The sequence below is a fragment of the Leuconostoc citreum genome (genome assembly GCF_007954785.1).
In the GTDB taxonomy this organism is placed as follows: domain Bacteria; phylum Bacillota; class Bacilli; order Lactobacillales; family Lactobacillaceae; genus Leuconostoc; species Leuconostoc citreum.
Genome location: NZ_CP042410.1, coordinates 1,555,654 through 1,572,794 on the forward strand (window position 1 = coordinate 1,555,654; position 17,141 = coordinate 1,572,794).

Here is a 17,141-nt window from a genome sequence, read left to right on the forward strand (position 1 = left end):
TAACATGTTTAATTGGTCTACATTTAATTAGCGCTAAAATATGCGTATAGATATGTTATTAAGGAGATAACCATGCGCATTGAATCAGATTCCCTGGGACAACTCAATATCCCGCAAACCACCTATTATGGTATCCATACCCAAAGGGCTTTAAATAATTTTCCTATTTCTAAAGCGTCAACGCATCCTGAACTTATTCGTGCTTTCATTGAAATCAAACAAGCTGCCGCACAAACAAATGCAACGTCTGGTAATCTCAACCGTTCGGTGGCCAAACACATTGTCAGTGCCACTAAAATATTACTCAATCAGCCTATTGACACAACCATGTTCCCCATCAGTGATATTCAAGGTGGCGCTGGTACCTCTACTAACATGAACGTTAATGAAGTCATTGCTAACTTAGCCCTTGAAAAAGTTGGTCGTCAACGTGGTGATTATCAATTCATTCATCCAAATGACCATGTGAACATGGGACAAAGCACCAATGACACTTACCCAAGTGCAGGGAAAATTGCACTTATCCGCTTATTAGCGCCACTCTTAAATGAATTAACCCAACTCATTGATGCCTTGGGCAATAAGGCCGATGAATTTTCTACGACTTACAAAATGGGCCGGACACAATTACAGGATGCCGTCCCAATGACATTAGGTAACAGTTTCCATGCTTGGTTAAAACCGTTATTGCGCGACAGTCTGCGTATTCAATCTGCGCGTGATAGTCTTTATTATTTGAATATGGGCGGTTCAGCTATTGGCTCTGGCATTAATGTCAGCTATCATTACCAAGTACATATTGTGCCAAATTTAGCAGGAATTACTAAACTCCCCTTAAAGCAAGCGCATGACTTATTTGATGCCACACAAAACTTAGATAGTTTTGTGGCACTCTCAGGGGCTTTAAAAACTTTAGCAGTTAACCTTTCTAAGATAGCAAATGATTTACGGTTGTTGAGCTCTGGGCCAAGATCTGGCCTTTTAGAAATTAACTTACCTGCAAAGCAAGCAGGTTCCTCGATTATGCCTGGCAAAGTCAATCCCGTGATTCCTGAAGTCGTCAATCAAGTTGCCTTTGAATACTTCGGCTTTGATGCAACAGTCACGGCTGCAGCTGAGGCCGGACAACTTGAGTTAAATGCATTTGAACCCATTGTGTTCAAATCACTTTTCACCGGCATCGAACATTTAACAGCCGCCATGGCGACCTTACGAATTAATGCCATTGATGGTATTACTAGCAACAAAAATAGATTAGCACAGGACATTGATTTATCAGTCAGCTTTGCCACAGCTATGGCACCAATCGTTGGCTACCAATTGGCAGCAAAAATGGCCAAAGAATCGCTTCGAACAGGCAAGTCTTTACGACAAATTGCCGAAAAGAAAAATTGCTTTACACCAGAAGAACTGGCACATATCTTCAAAGTCGAAGATATTGTCATTAACGCACGCACGCCGGAACATGGTCTCGTATTACACGCGCCAGAACAAAAAAATAGTTAGAAAAAAGCAGTCACAATGTGACTGCTTTTTTTGATTGCCCCTGCTGGATTCGAACCAGCGCATGTCGGTACCAAAAACCGATGCCTTACCACTTGGCGAAGGGGCAATAGTTAATCTTTTTAGCCGTTAACTATTAAATCGGCTATGGGAGCGGTAGGATTCGAACCTACGAACCCGAAGGAACGGAGTTACAGTCCGTCGCGTTTAGCCAGACTTCGCTACACTCCCATATCTCAAACAACTATATTATAATACCAAATTTTTGAGACCTTGGCAACCCTTTTAATGGGCTTTTTTCCAATTTTTTTTGAAAGAATCACGTAATAACCCAAAGACTGTCCAAAGTGACACAATAATAATTAATTTTTTGAGTAAATCTGTATCTAGACTAGTAAAGAATTTAGCTGCAACCAAGACACCAAGAACGCCACCAATTGCCACACCAGCAAAGCCGCGCCAAGATATACGATCCATTTTAATGACATTCCAAGCAGTGGTTGGCATAATTAAAGCAGCATCTAACATCATGACTGGAAAAGCAATCGCCGGATTAACACCCATCAACGAGAAAAAAATCAATTCTGGTGCATAGTTACCTAGCCCCATAGTCATCAAAACACCAATGCCTAAATTAAACACAATGCCTAAGATCAACCACCACCCATGTAGCCCGTGAACGCTCATGGCATTGCTTGAACCTGGTGTCGTAATCATACGAATAATCATAATCACAACGGCTATAAATAGTGCCCCTGCCATCACCCGCTGCACAGTCGGTGCATGCCAATTTTTTGTCACGTGCGTTCCAACGTAAGCGCCTATAACAGCAGCTGTTGTCATTGGAATTAACGTGGTTAATTCCACCTTGACCGCAGTAATAAAGAATAAAGCTTCTACCATCACGGGAAAGGCATGCATCGCATTTAGTGTGCCCGGTAATTGCCGATCATCTTGGACAAAATGCGTCGCACGAAATGCGGCTGTTGTGGTGGCAAATGAGCCAATCCCTAGCGTGTCACCAAAGTCAGTGAAAAAACCAATAAGCATTCCTAAACCGAAACGTTCAAATATTGGTTTTTTACGCATAAGATACGTACGGGCAACGATAACAACCATTAATATCATTACTACGACTAACAAAATCTGAATAAATAAAACAACTGCTTTTTCATGCATAAGACGTGATTACTCCCAGAAAATCAATACACACTATTGTATCAGAATTTGGCACCTAACGTCGTATTTTTGTATGTCAAAATCAAACGCCTCACAGCGTATTTGTTGTGAGGCGTTTATTATCATTACCAAATTTGCACACGCAATGATGGGTCTAACCACATCTTATCTGTAGCTATTACGCCAAACGTGTTAAAGAACTCATCAAAATTCTTAACTTGGACATTAACTCTTAATTTTGCCGGCCCATGTGGGTCAGATGCCGCCAATAATTGCATATATTCTGGTCGTGCTTTCATACGCCAGATGGTTGCCCAACTTTCAAAGAAGGCACGCGCTGAAAAGTCATCATCTAATTTAGCAGCAGCTAATGCAGCGGCTAAGCCACCTAAATCAGCCACATTTTCCGACACAGTCAGCTTACCATTAACCTTGGCACCATACGATTCTAAACCATCAAATTGTGCCACGACTTGATCTGTTCGTTGTTTAAACGCCTTAAAATCCGCATCAGTCCACCAGTTATTAAGACTACCGAACTCATCAAATGCTGCACCATTAGTATCAAACGCGTGTGATATCTCATGTGCAATCACTGCACCAATACCACCATAATTGGCTGAAGATGATTGCGAGAGATCATAAAATGGCGCTTGAAGAATAGCCGCTGGAAAGACGATTTGATTCTGCTGCGGATCATAATAAGCATTCACTAAGTGCGCAGGCATATGCCATTCACTACGATCGACCGGTTGCTGCCACTTAGACCACTGATACGCTACTTCTATTTGTCTAAACTTTAGTGCTGTCTCAAATAGCGTAGCGTCGGGGTCGACAATTTTCTTTGCTAAACGTGCAGGCAACTGCTCTGGATAGCCAATGTGTGGCACAATAGTATCTAACTTGATAACTGCTTTTTTCTTTGTTGTCTCATTAAGCCAGTCATTTGTTTCCAAACGCTGTTTGAAGACATTAATCATCGTGGCCACTTTCGCCTCGACATCCGCTTTAGCTTCAGGAGAAAACTGTTGTTGCGCGTAATAATAGCCAATCGCTTGATTAAATGGCTGCGCCGCCAAGTAAAAAGCGGCTTTTTCCGCAACCATCGCTTCAGGCAGACCCGTCAGAGCACGCTGATACTGACCACCAAGCACCCGTACCTCATCTGACAAATAAGCTGTAAACTGGTTTGCAACAGTCACAATGAGATAAGCTTGCAACAATGGCCAAGCTGCCTCCGAGTAAAATTGTGGTGCCGCAGCCCAAAAACGCTCTTCAGGAACAATAATTTTATCTGGCTTTTGACCGACTAAGGCAATGATAATTTCATCTAATGGCAATTCAGGTGCAAGTGCTGTGAATTCAGACCATTTATAAGGGTGGTATAATTTCGCGTATTCGTGACCAGCTTCTTGGCTAAGCACAACAGCCGCCGCCTTGGCATCTAACGCTAAATAGCGTGTGATCAAGTCCTGCACTTCATCCTCTGAGAAACCAAACTTGGGTAATAATGCTTCCTGCGCCTCACGAAATTGCTTTAAAAGCGCTTGGCCTTGCTCATGGCCAGCTTCATAATAGGTTGTATCAGGCAACACTAAATCAAAAGCGCCGGCCCATAAAACATTCGTACGTGCATCTTTAAAATCAGGTTCAACCGCAAAAGGTAACGCATTTGGTAAGCCTTGTTGTTCTAAAGTCACAATATGCTCGGCAAAATCTGAAAAGGACGTATATCGCTGATATTGCTCTAATAATTTTTTAACCGGCGCTACACCTAATGCATCACGTGTAACAAAATCTGTCGCGAGGTGGTGATAGGCAATAAATTGCTTTAATATCGGTGATTCTGGTAATGCCTTGCCTTGCTGCCATTTTTTTGTTGTCGACACCAACCATTTTTCAATATCATCGGATAGATCACTAAAGCCGCCCGTACGTGGCTTATCATTGGGAATAACAGCTTGTTTTTCCCATTCCCCGTTTACTGCTTCATAAAAATCATCTTGCAACTTCACCATACTTTACCACCTTTATTTAATAGTTAATTATAATCATACACGTTGTTAACGCATTTATCACAAATCCACTGCACCATAAAAAGCCATAACTTTACCGTTTAAAAGGATGTTATAGCTTTTTCAATCATCGCTGCGCCGCTTTGTAGGTAGCAGCTTCTTCTGGTGTTGCCAAAACAAAATGACCTGGATTAACTTCAATCATGTCTCTTTTCTTACCATCAGTTTCAACACTCGTATCATAGTCGACATGCTGTCGTGCCTTTTCCACTTCTGGATCAGGTACGGGGATGGCAGATAACAGACTCTTTGTATAAGGATGTAGTGGGTGATTATAGACAGCATCAGCAGAACCAATCTCTAATAATTTACCCCAATGCATTACACCAATACGGTCAGAAATATATTTCACCATCGACAAATCATGCGCGATAAACAAATACGTCAGTGAGTGTCGTTGCTGTAATTCTTTCATCAAATTAACAACCTGCGCCTGAATAGATACATCAAGTGCCGAAATAGGCTCATCTGCAATAATAAACTTTGGATCAACAGCCAAAGCACGTGCAATACCAATACGTTGACGTTGCCCACCAGAAAACTCGTGTGGATAACGCGTCGCATGATCTTTATTCAACCCGACAAGGTCAAGTAACTGTTGCACTTTTTGATTGCGATCAGCTTTTGACTCAGCTAATTTATTGATATCAATACCCTCTGCTATGATATCTCGCACCTTCATTCGACCGTTTAGACTGGCTTGGGGATCCTGAAAAATCATTTGTGCATTTTTACGAAACTCAGATAGTCGCCTGCCTTTAAGGTGCGTAACATCTTTGCCTTCAAACAAAATATCACCAGCTGTGGGTTCGTACAACTTAAGTATTGTCCGGCCAATTGTTGTCTTTCCAGAACCAGATTCGCCAACTAAACCAAACACTTCGCCTTCATAAATGTCAAAACTAACATGGTCAATCGCACGAACTTCGTTAGACTTACCCTTATTAAAATATAATTGTAAATCTTTCAGCTCAACTAACTTTTTTGGTGTTCCTTCAGTCATAATTAAGCCTCCTGTCCTTGAATTTCTTGCCAATGTGCCCAACGTTTTTGGATTTTTTCAGGCGGTGTGACTTTAGGTGCTCTTTCATCAAGTAACCAAGTCGCCGCATAATGCGTGTCACTCACCTTAAAGAATGGTGGTTCTTCTTTTGAATCAATCGCTAATGCATAAACGTTACGCGAGGCAAAAGCATCACCTTTTGGTGGCTCTAATAAATCTGGCGGTGTCCCAGGAATAGCTTCCAATGACCCAACTTCTGTATCTGTTGTCGGCATTGAATTTAACAATCCCCATGTATAAGGATGCTGTGGATTAAAAAATATTTCATCAACCGTGCCATACTCAACAATTTTGCCGGCATACATCACCGCAACACGGTCGGCCATACCAGCAACAACACCCAAATCATGGGTGATAAAAATAATTGAACTGGCAGTTTCTTCTTGCAGCTGTTTCATCAAATTTAAAATTTGTGCTTGGATTGTTACATCAAGCGCTGTTGTTGGTTCATCAGCAATTAAAATTTCAGGGTCTGCTGCTAAGGCAATGGCCACAACAGCACGCTGACGCATGCCACCAGACCATTGATGTGGATAATCGTTAATATGCTCTTCAGCATTGGGAATCCCAACACCTTTCATCAGTTCCAGCGCACGCGCTAAAGCATCTTCTTTTTTCATCTGACGATGTTTAATTAACGGCTCAGCAATTTGCATGCCAATTTTCATCGTTGGATCTAGACTTGTCATAGGGTCCTGAAAAATCATTGCAATCTCATTACCACGAACTGATTGCCACTCATTTTCCGTTAAGTCCAACAAATTACGATCTTTAAACAACAAACGTGAATTATCAGGAATAGCAGCGTTTTTAGCATTTAAGCCCATAAGTGTTTTTGTTGTGACTGATTTGCCCGAACCGGATTCACCAACAATCGCCAACGTCTCGCCTTTATTTAAATCAAAAGAGACATCCCGAATCGCTTGCACTGTACCAGCATAGGTATTGAAGTTAACGTGCAAATTTTCAACTTTTAAAATTGGATTATTTAACATATTTGCACACCTCTTAATCTTCACTCGCACGTGGGTCAAATGCATCGCGTAGCCCATCACCTAATAGAATGAACGCTAGCGAAATCAAAACCAACATGACGGCAGGAATTAATATTTGATAAGGATAGAATTGTAACATTGCTTGCGCATCAGCAATCAATGAACCCAATGAGGCCGTTGGTGGCTTAACCCCCAAGTTAATGGCAGACAACACAGCTTCAAACATAATAGCATTCGGCACAGTCATCATGACTTGAACAATAATTGTCCCAGCCATATTCGGAATAAGGTGTTTAATAGCAATTTTTGTTGAACTTTCACCCAGTGATTTTGCGGCTAACACATAGTCACGTTCCTTCAATGATAATGTCATGTTACGAACCTGTCGCGCCATACTTAGCCAGCCAGTCATAGCAATCGCTAAAATAATAGACAGGACACCACTGCCAAGTAGTAACCCAAGCATTGTGACAATAATCAAGTTTGGGATAGATGATAGAATTTCGATAATACGTTGCATGACATTATCAATCCAACCACCTTTCCAACCGGAAAAGACGCCATAAGCAACGCCAATTAATAAGTCAATCAGCGTAGCGACAATCGCAACTAACAATGAAATGCGCAGGCCAACAATCACACGTTTTGCAACTGATCGACCAATGTTATCCGTACCCAAAATAAATTTCTTGCCGTCTGGTACGCCTTGTGAGGCGTAGACATCAGTTGCTGAATTGTCTCCTGGTGCCTTGATTTTCCCATCCCAACCTGGAATAGGTAATCCTGAATTTGGTGGTAAGTTCTTATAAACGCCAACTTTATCAGAGTTAAATGAATTAGCCGCTTTTTGCGGTACTAAAATATTAGATACCACTGCAAACGCCATAATAAAAATTAAAAACCACATTGAAATGACCGCTAGCTTGTTAAGCTTTAGTCTACGCCAAGCATCTTGCCAAAACGACAGAGCCGGCTTTGCGATATGTTCGTTGGCATCAGAGCTTTGTGCGCCAACGATGACAAAATCTTCAGTATTTGCTGCCATCATAAGCCTCCTTATTGCAAACGAACACGTGGATCAACAATTGCTGTTAAAATATCTGTAATCAGAATCATTACCATTAACATTGCAGCATAGACAATCGTTGTTCCCATAATTACCGGAAAATCCTTTGACGGAATTGACAGCACAAATTGCTGACCAATACCTGGGATGGAAAAAATTTGTTCAATCAATGTTGAACCAGTTAGCAAAGCCGCTGCCATCGGTCCAATCAAAGTCAAAACAGGAATCATTGAGTTGCGATAAGCGTGTTTATTAACAATTTCTTTATCACTTAGCCCTTTAGCCTTGGCTAATTGTACATAGTCTGAACCGAGCGACTCAATCATTTCCGAACGAACAAATCTCGTTGTCACTGCCGCTGGGCTGGCAGCTAAAGCTAATGTTGGTAATATTGTCTGCGAGAATGTACCCCAGCCAGAAACTGGGAACAATGGCCACTTAAAGCCAAACAAATACACAAGAATAATACCCAAAATAAAACTTGGTACAGAAATCCCCAGCGTTGATAAAATACCAGATACGCCATCAATTTTGTTGTTCTTATTACGAGCAGAAATAGCACCCATAAACAAACCAACAATAACACCTACAACCAAGGCTTGTGCCCCTAACTGAGCAGATACAGGTAACCGCTGGCCAATTAGCATGCTAACAGGTTGGTTTTGATATTGGAATGAAATGCCAAAATCACCATGAGCTGCACCAACAAGATAATTCAAATATTGTTGCCAAAGTGGTAAGTCTAACCCATAAGTGGTTTTCAACTGTGCCAATGCTTCGGGTGTCAATTTGGGGTTGTTAAACGGTGTTCCTGGCATAATTTGCATTAAGAAGAACGTCGCTGTAATAACTAAAAACAGTGTGAAAATCATCAACACTAGTCTTTTTAAAATGTATTTCCACATAATATGACTTCCTATAATTAACAAAATAAGAATTAACTGACGTCAATCCTTATTTATCCATTCAATATAATTAATTATAACAGTGTTTACTTCTTCACTGCCAACTTCCAGTCTTGATTCAAACCAGTCGTATTAATAACCATCCCTGTAACCTTAGGATTCTGCAATGAGTATCCTGAGCGGAAATACAGCGGGTTAATGTTGCTATCCTTAAACAAAGCGGCTTCAGCGGCTTTGTAGTCCTTATCACGTGCTGATTGGTCAAGAACATCAGTTGTTTCGGCCTTCTTTACAGCACTTGTGTAAGTATCGTTCTTGAACTGGCCATTATTATATGAAGCACCATCCTTGAACAAATCATAGTAAGTTGAACCTTCAGGATAATCACCACCCCAAAGCGTTACTACAACATCAAAATTTTGTGTTTGAGAATCTTTGATACGCTGTTGGAATGGTACCAGTTTTTCGTTTATTTTCAAACCTGGCAATGCTTTCTCCCAAGAACCTTGAAGATAGTCTAATGTTGATTTTGCTGCTGGACTGTCAGCATCAGAAGTAATTGTCAAACTAGCACTCTTTTCGCCCAACTCTTGTAAACCTTCTTTAAACAAATCGGCTGCTTTCTTAGCGTCGAAAGTATAACCTGGTGCAACATATTTAGCTAAATCTCCACCAGAAGAAGTTTTAGCTAAGTCTTCCGGTACTAGCCCACTTGCCGGTGTAGAAATACCAGATGTCACTTGATCTGTTAATTCTTTTCGGTTAGTAGCCAGATTCAAGGCTTCACGAATCTTAGCATTAGACAGGAATTTGTTTTTTCCTGTTTGATTATATTCTAAGAATGCCGTTGTTGCCTCTGGCGCCTTTACAGCATCTTTATTATTTTTATTTGCCTTATATAATTCCGGTGTATTTGCTATTGAAACACGGTCAATTTTGCCCTGCTTATATAATTGCACAGCAGTATCAGGCTTTTGAACGACTTGAACATCAATTTCTTTTGTTTTAACATTCTTGGCATCCCAATAATTATCATTTTTCACCATTTTGAATGTGTTGTTCGTACCATTCCAACCTTGTACTTTATATGGGCCAGAATAGAGTGTTGTATCAGAATTAGTAGCATACTTCTTGCCTTGCTTATCAACATAACTCTCTTTTTGTGGCATGAAGTTAGTAAATGTTAACAAATACTCAAATTGTGGTAATGGTCGCTCTAATTGGAACGTGATTGTATTACCTTTTGCAGTAACACCTAATGTATTAACAGCTGCTTTACCGGCAGAAATTTGATCAGCATTCTTTACACCAGAAGCCAAATAGGCATATTGAGAAGCTGTCTTTGGATTAACAATACGCTGCCACGTATAGACAATGTCTTGAGCTGTCAACTTTGAACCGTCAGACCACTTCAATCCATCTTTCAAAACAACTGTATATGTCATACCATCTTTCGATGCTTTAACAGATTTGGCCAATTCTAGTTGTGGCTTCCCTTTTGAATCAACACGCATCAAGTTAGCACCTGAGTTACCAATAATTGTACCTGAATAAGTGTCAGTATTCTTAGAAATATCCAATGTCTGAATTGGTGTTGGCAATTGGAATGACAAATTTTTGCCACCATTTGCTGAACCGCCCCAGAGGCCTGCAGCACGTGTACCGGCACCGACAACGACTACTGCTGCTGCACCAATGGCTACCTTTTTCCATGTTTCCATAGCATATATCCTCCCGAGATATAATTGTGTTATTTTAAGCTTCTTGATTAACAGATATTAGTATACCATGTGTAATTCTCATATACAACTAATTATTTGTTATTTTTTTGAAATAATAAGTATTTAACACGTTTTTATTAGATTATTAACATAATATTTAGTCCATTATTACGGACTAAATACCACTTTATGCTAACTTATGATCAGCCCATCTGGCAATTAGCGACAAACCATAATTCAAGACAAAGTAGACTAGCGTGATTGCCACTAATACAGGAATAATGTAGGTTGAATTTTGTGCATAGATAATTTGACTACGATATGTCATCTCAGCCAGCACGATTCCCATTGCCAAACTTGTATCTTTCACCAGTGAAATGAGTTGTGAAATGATTGGTGGAATCATCTTTTTGTAGGCTTGTGGCAGAATAATATAAATCATTGTTTGCATATTACTTAATCCGTTAGCACGGGCACCTTCAAACTGGCCAATATCAATTGACTCTAGTCCACCACGAACAATTTCAGCTAACATGGCAGATTCAAAAGTACTCATAGCCACAACAGTTGCCCAAAAGATTGGTAAGTGAATACCTATTTTTGGTAAAGCAAAGTAGACAAAGAAAATAATTAGTAGCAACGGCAAGTTTCGAATAACATTGTTAATCGTCCCAACGAATTTAGAGAAATAAGGCAATCGCTCAAATTGGATGATACCAACAACAGACCCGAAAATTAAACTTAAAATAACAGATATAATCGACACACCAACAGTAATTCCAAGTCCACCTAACAAGTACATGACATTCTGTGGTGTGAAGGCGCTAAAAATTCCTAATGTAACCATAATTCCTCCTTACGCCGCGTGCTTGAGCTTACGCTCAAGATGTTGCATGTAATAGCTTAGTGGTAGTGTAATAATTAAGTATAAAATACCAACAATGATATAAGTACTAAAAGTTTCAAATGTATTAGCGGCAATCATATTACCTTGATACATTAAATCCAGACCACCTACGAAAGCTAGTATCGATGAATTTTTGACTAAATTAATAAATTGGTTGCCTAGTGATGGTAAAGCCACTCGGAACGCTTGTGGCAAAATAATGTACTGCATAGCTTGCGCAAAAGACAAACCATTTGCACGGGCGCCTTCCATTTGCCCACCGTCAATTGATAAAATGCCTGCACGAACTGTCTCGGCAATGAACGCAGATGTATAAAGCATCAATGCAATTGTTCCCGACATAAAGCCGCTCATTTTAACGTATTTTGATACGACAAGAAAGAAGAAAAATGTAATAATCAACAACGGAATATTACGAAATACTTGCACATAGACATTCCCTACCTTGCGCACCCACTTTTTAGGCACAATTTGCATAATGGCAAAAGCTGTGCCTAAAATCATAGATCCGACCAAGGCAATTAAGCTAGATAGTAATGTGTATCCGAACCCTTGCATAAATGTTGGAAAATTATTTTGTAATAATGCCATTACTTCGCCTCCAAACTGTGCCAATCAAGCCCTGGCACATCACTGAACCATTTTTTAACGAGTTGATTATAGACACCATTTTCCTTAATTTTGGCTAATGCCTTGTTTGCTTCGCGAATCATCGGCTTTTGATTGTTATCAAAAGCAATACCATAAGGTCCATGCGTGAATGTGCCACCAGCTATATGGTAGTCAGGGTTTTCTGTTGCGAACCCGTATAAAATCGCATTATCTGTTGACATCGCTTGTCCTTGTCCACTCTTGAGCGCCTGCATGCCAGTCGCATAATCCTGAACAGCTAACACCTTAGCTTTTGGCGCAAACTTGGCAATTTCTGTTGCGGCTGTTGTGCCGACCACGACAATGATTGTATATTTGCTATCATTCATATCCTTAACAGAATTGATGCCAGAATCTTTTTTAACCAGAATTGATTGTCCCGCATCGAAATATTGGTTCGTAAAATCAATGATTTTCTCACGCTCAGGTGTAATTGTCATTGTTGACACAGAACCATCAATATTGGTGTTCTTAATCAATTGCATTTTCGACGAGGCAGACACCGGTACGAATTCTGCAGACATTGGCACGCCGGTTTGCTTAGATATTTGTACTGTTAATGCTTTCGCAATATCAATATCAAAGCCTTCTGGTTTGCCTGTCTTGGTGTTCATTAGACCAAATAACTTTGTATCAGCTTTAACACCCCATACAATACGACCAAGTTTTTCAACACGAGCTAACGTATCTTGATGCGCTTCGTTTTGCTTAGCTGTGGCTGTTGCCCACATTAAACCGAGGACAATAACGGCAGCTAAAACAATTGTTGCGATAATACCAAATTGTCTTTTTTTAGCTTTTTCCATAATAAGTTACACGTTTAGATGAACACTAAACGTCCCCTCCTCTACTTTTAATGATCAGCAACTTGACTCAAGAATTGCTTTGCACGTTCTTCCTTAGGATTTTCAAAGAATTCTTTAGTTGAACTATCCTCCAAAATTTCCCCATCTGCCATGAAGATAACACGGTCGGCAACTGCCTTAGCAAAGCTCATTTCGTGAGTCACGACAAGCATTGTCATCGAAGAGTCTTTAGCAATATCTCGCATGACGTCTAAAACATCACCTATCATTTCAGGATCCAACGCTGACGTTGGTTCATCAAACAATAACGCTTTAGGCTTCATAGCTAGTGAGCGTGCAATTGCTGCACGTTGCTTTTGACCACCAGATAGTTCAGAAGGCATATTGGCAGCTTTATCTGCTAAACCAACTTTTTCAAGTAGCGCCATTGCTTCACGCTTATTTTCAGCCTCATCACGCTTCAAGACCAAACGTGGTGCTAACATGACATTCTCAATCGTTGATTTATTATTGTATAAATTAAAATGCTGAAAAACCATGCCAACATTTTTACGGATACGATTCATATCAGTCTTGGGATCGTGTAAGTCAAAACCATTAACCAGTAATTGCCCTTCTTGAATTTCTTCTAAGCCATTCACCGTGCGAATCAGTGTTGATTTTCCAGATCCAGATGGTCCAATTAAAACAACCGTCTCACCTTCATCAATTTTTAAATTGATGTTTTTTAATGCGTGAAAATTACCGTAGTACTTTTCGACATTCTTGAATTCAATCATTGACATGAGTAGATTCTCCTTATTCTCGTCGGTGCGCCATTAGCAGCACACGGTTTAACAACAAAAAGATAGCACACCAAAACGCTACGACCAGTTTTACAGCATATCTATCCTATTCTTGCTCTAACTCTCATTATACCCGTTTTAAGGCATTTAGACCAAGAGTATGGTAGAAAACATGACATTACAATGTGAGTTTTTTAACATCAAAAATCGTTTGTTAATCTGACCCACCCCAATATCATAAATAATTAATGAGCCAAGCTATCAAAATCCATGCGCTAGCCAAACAAAGGTGACGCCACTTGTTAAGGCTCATTACCCCTGCAAATTCTCGTAGAAATGCTGTCATTCGGTAACGCCATACCACATCACCACCGCGACCTTGTGCTTGTACATTTTGTTTTTGCGCAAGCAATACTGCCCGGAAAACGTGATAATCACTGGTATAAAAGGTGAACGCTTGATTTTTCAATAGCTGATTACTGTATTTGATATTTTGATATGTGTTACGTGACTTATCTTCTAAACGTGTTTTTGAGATAGGTACTTGGTAGGTTAAAACAGCCCAATCGCGCATCGCTTTTGCTTCGCTCACCAACTCATCTTCACCCTGTCCGCCGGAAAAAATTATTATTGGATATATCGACATCAATTTTGCATCAGTTACCGCCGCACGAATTCTTGCATCAACAATCTTTCCAATCTTATAACCGTCAACCAAACCGCCACCTAAAACAACTATCGGCCCTTGCTTTGGTGCTTTTGTCACAACACTGTAGACTAAACTACTGATCAAAAAACGCATAAATTGCCAAACAAAATAAAATAATAACCAGGCTAACGTCCATCTCATGACCTGCCAATAACTCGTGACGATGAGCGCTACCGTATAAATACTAGCAGCCATAAAAGTCAGATAGTCACGCGATTTTTTCCAACTATACCAACTCATGCTGAATAATAATAAAAGACCAAAAATAACCGCAAGGGCCCCTACACAACTACCAAATCGATACCACACCAAACGATCGAATTGACCGAAGTACAAAACGCCTAGACTTAAGAACAGAACAATAAAAACCCCGTACGTGCCGACTGTCATCGTTGCGGGGTTTTCTCTAATTTGGTAGTATAATCCACCAATTAATAATACGATAAAAATAAAATAAACGATGGCTTCCATAGGGCTATTGTATCATTTTAAAGCGTTTCAAATCTGTTTATTGCATTTTTAGGCACACGGACTAGGTCCAAAGCAACTAATCGTTCTGCAATTTGGACTGTATTCCAAGCAGCACCTTTTAATAAATTATCTGAAACAACCCACATATGAAAAGCATCATCACTTTCTAAATCTGGCCTTACACGGCCAACAAAGGTTTCACGCTTACCTTCAGCATGAATTGGTTGTGGATAAAGTTGCGATTTTGGGTCATCTTCTAACACGACGCCGGCAGCTTGACTAATCGCCTTTTGAATACCTTCAGTTGTTGCACCAGCATGATCATCAGTTTCAAAGTAGACCGTCTCACCGTGACCAATTGGCACTGGTACACGTACAGCTGTTCCAGTCACTTTGACAGCTTTGGAATTCTTATCCCCAAACATAATCTTTTTTGTTTCATGAATCATCTTCCATTCTTCATGAGTATAGCCATCTGCTTCAAAAACATCAATTTGTGGCAAAAGATTATATGCTAATGGATAATGCTTTGCCGCACCTTTAACCGGTAAAATGTTTGCAACCATCTCTTCACCACGATTATAGGCATCTGTTTGTGTTTTAAGTTCTTCCAAAGCCGATTGTCCGGCACCAGAAGCCGCCTGATAGGTTGATACGATGACACGGCGTAAGCCATAAGCACGACGAATAGGTTCCAAAGCAACAACCATTTGAGTCGTCGAACAGTTTGGATTAGCAATAATTCCGTGATGATTGTTCAGTGCTGCCTCATTAACTTCTGGCACCACTAAGGGCACATCATCATGCATACGCCAGTAACTTGAATTATCAACCACAACTGCACCACGCTTAACTGCTTCTGGTGCAAATTGATGTGATACTGCACCACCACCTGAAGCTAAAACTAAATCAACATCATTAAAACTTTCTGGCGTTGTGGCTTCCACGGTTAATGCTTCGCCCTTGAACAGTAATTTCTTACCAGCCGACCGAGGTGAAGCTAATAATTTCAAATGCTTAACCGGTACCTTTGATTCTGCCAGCTGGGCAATTAAGCGTGTCCCAACAGCCCCTGTTGCCCCTAATATTGCTACATTATACTCACGCGCTACCATCTTACCATTCCCTCCCAGGTTGTGTTTCTCTCATCTAGTCTACTAAAATACGATGTAACCGATCTTGCATTCCGGTCATGATTTCCCACGGTGCCAGATCTGCATGCTGTGCGACATCTTCAATTGTGTTTTCTAACCCACCATCTTTTCCAATTAATGTTACTTTTGTACCAACTGGATACTCATGTGGTAAACGAATCATCAATTGATCCATTGCAACTTGCCCAACAATCGGCGCATATTGCCCATCAACAATGACATGAAAACCAGTCATTTTGCGTAACCAGCCATCACCATAGCCAATTGGGACAGTCCCAATCCATTCATTTTCAGAGGTGGTGTACTTGTGTGAATAACTAATACCTTCGCCGGCTGGTAATTCTTTCACAAAGTTCATTTCACTACGCAACGCCATCACTGGCGCCAGTTCTCGGCCATCCCACAATTCACCTCTTGATGGTTCGACACCATACAGTACGGTTCCAACACGAATAACTTCATGTGGTACTTCATTAGCATGATACATTGCTGCACCAGAGTTGGCGACGTGATAATATTCTGGTTCTGGTAAACCATCTGTCAACTTATGCCAACGCTGAAGTTGCATATTAAAATAGTCTGTATCAGCCGAATCTGATTCGGCAAAATGTGTGGCCAGTCCCACATAATCAAATATATCTCGATGAGCCTGCACATAGTCAATTGCCTCAGACAATGATTGTCGGTCTCTAAAACCAATTCTCCCCATCCCTGTATCGACACCTAAGGAAACATGTAATCGCTGTTCACCGGTGAGATACTGTGCTGCTTCTTGTAACCAATCAAGTGAGACAACAGTTGCCATAATATGTTGCACTGCCATTAGTTCAGCATATTCGGCGGGTGAAATACCCAAAATTAGTATTGGTGCAGTGATGCGTTCGTGGCGCAGTGCTAGTGCTTCGTCAATAATTGCAACAGCTAAACCATACACACCACCAGCAACTGCTGCTTTAGCTGTTGGAATTAAACCTAACCCATAGGCATTTGATTTAACGGCTAAGAAAATTTTTTCTGCACCCGAAACACGTTTGACAACAGCGACATTGTTTTTTAAAGCTTTTTGAGATATTTCAATTTGCGTCGGACGCGTAATCGCCTCTACCATGATTCACACTCTTTTCTCATAAAATAAAAATCCGCTTCTGCTG

Annotated in this window: 15 protein-coding genes and 2 tRNA genes; 1 reads left to right on the forward strand and 16 read right to left on the reverse strand. The window is 40.5% G+C overall.

The window, feature by feature from the left end; all coding sequences use genetic code 11:
• The first annotated feature begins 72 nt into the window (after positions 1–72).
• Entirely contained in the window at positions 73–1,506 is a 1,434-nt protein-coding gene (locus FGL72_RS07725) for an aspartate ammonia-lyase (protein ID WP_004904519.1), read from the forward strand.
• 34 nt (positions 1,507–1,540) lie between these two features.
• On the opposite strand, the gene FGL72_RS07730 is transcribed toward FGL72_RS07725, so the two are convergent.
• The 16 genes from FGL72_RS07730 to alr all read right to left on the reverse strand — a co-directional run bounded on the left by FGL72_RS07730 (position 1,541) and on the right by alr (position 17,098).
• Positions 1,541–1,612: transfer RNA gene (locus FGL72_RS07730), tRNA-Gln, on the reverse strand.
• Positions 1,613–1,651: 39 nt separating this feature from the next.
• Positions 1,652–1,734: transfer RNA gene (locus FGL72_RS07735), tRNA-Tyr, on the reverse strand.
• Between the two features lie 54 nt (positions 1,735–1,788).
• The gene (locus tag FGL72_RS07740; protein ID WP_085699356.1) at positions 1,789–2,682 is read right to left on the reverse strand and encodes a sulfite exporter TauE/SafE family protein; all 894 of its coding nucleotides are present in this window, start codon (positions 2,680–2,682) and stop codon (positions 1,789–1,791) included.
• A gap of 125 nt (positions 2,683–2,807) precedes the next feature.
• Positions 2,808–4,700: a M13-type metalloendopeptidase gene (locus FGL72_RS07745; protein WP_085699357.1), complete on the reverse strand. Its 1,893-nt coding sequence runs from the start codon at positions 4,698–4,700 to the stop codon at positions 2,808–2,810.
• A gap of 124 nt (positions 4,701–4,824) precedes the next feature.
• Positions 4,825–5,760 carry an ABC transporter ATP-binding protein gene (locus FGL72_RS07750; RefSeq protein ID WP_085699359.1) on the reverse strand — a complete coding sequence of 312 codons (936 nt, stop codon included), beginning with the start codon at positions 5,758–5,760 and terminating at the stop codon, positions 4,825–4,827.
• Positions 5,761–5,762: 2 nt separating this feature from the next.
• The gene (locus tag FGL72_RS07755; protein WP_004899600.1) at positions 5,763–6,815 is read right to left on the reverse strand and encodes an ABC transporter ATP-binding protein; all 1,053 of its coding nucleotides are present in this window, start codon (positions 6,813–6,815) and stop codon (positions 5,763–5,765) included.
• A 13-nt stretch (positions 6,816–6,828) separates the two neighbouring features.
• Positions 6,829–7,860 carry an ABC transporter permease gene (locus tag FGL72_RS07760; RefSeq protein ID WP_012305021.1) on the reverse strand — a complete coding sequence of 344 codons (1,032 nt, stop codon included), beginning with the start codon at positions 7,858–7,860 and terminating at the stop codon, positions 6,829–6,831.
• 11 nt (positions 7,861–7,871) lie between these two features.
• Entirely contained in the window at positions 7,872–8,786 is a 915-nt protein-coding gene (locus tag FGL72_RS07765; RefSeq protein WP_085699361.1) for an ABC transporter permease, read from the reverse strand.
• 86 nt (positions 8,787–8,872) lie between these two features.
• Entirely contained in the window at positions 8,873–10,507 is a 1,635-nt protein-coding gene (locus tag FGL72_RS07770) for a peptide ABC transporter substrate-binding protein (RefSeq protein WP_085699363.1), read from the reverse strand.
• A 187-nt stretch (positions 10,508–10,694) separates the two neighbouring features.
• Positions 10,695–11,354 (reverse strand): amino acid ABC transporter permease, encoded by a 660-nt coding sequence (locus FGL72_RS07775; protein ID WP_004899606.1) that lies wholly within the window; start codon positions 11,352–11,354, stop codon positions 10,695–10,697.
• 9 nt (positions 11,355–11,363) lie between these two features.
• Positions 11,364–12,005 (reverse strand): amino acid ABC transporter permease, encoded by a 642-nt coding sequence (locus FGL72_RS07780; protein WP_004899607.1) that lies wholly within the window; start codon positions 12,003–12,005, stop codon positions 11,364–11,366.
• Positions 12,005–12,871 (reverse strand): transporter substrate-binding domain-containing protein, encoded by an 867-nt coding sequence (locus FGL72_RS07785; RefSeq protein ID WP_004899609.1) that lies wholly within the window; start codon positions 12,869–12,871, stop codon positions 12,005–12,007. The genes FGL72_RS07780 and FGL72_RS07785 overlap by 1 nt, the downstream gene beginning before the upstream one ends.
• Before the next feature lie 47 nt (positions 12,872–12,918).
• Entirely contained in the window at positions 12,919–13,656 is a 738-nt protein-coding gene (locus FGL72_RS07790) for an amino acid ABC transporter ATP-binding protein (RefSeq protein WP_004899615.1), read from the reverse strand.
• 235 nt (positions 13,657–13,891) lie between these two features.
• Positions 13,892–14,836, reverse strand: coding sequence for a YdcF family protein (locus tag FGL72_RS07795; protein ID WP_085699365.1), 945 nt, complete (start codon positions 14,834–14,836; stop codon positions 13,892–13,894).
• Positions 14,837–14,853: 17 nt separating this feature from the next.
• The gene (locus FGL72_RS07800) at positions 14,854–15,951 is read right to left on the reverse strand and encodes an aspartate-semialdehyde dehydrogenase (RefSeq protein WP_085699367.1); all 1,098 of its coding nucleotides are present in this window, start codon (positions 15,949–15,951) and stop codon (positions 14,854–14,856) included.
• Between the two features lie 34 nt (positions 15,952–15,985).
• Positions 15,986–17,098: an alanine racemase gene (alr, locus tag FGL72_RS07805; protein ID WP_004899619.1), complete on the reverse strand. Its 1,113-nt coding sequence runs from the start codon at positions 17,096–17,098 to the stop codon at positions 15,986–15,988.
• Between the last annotated feature and the right edge of the window lie 43 nt (positions 17,099–17,141).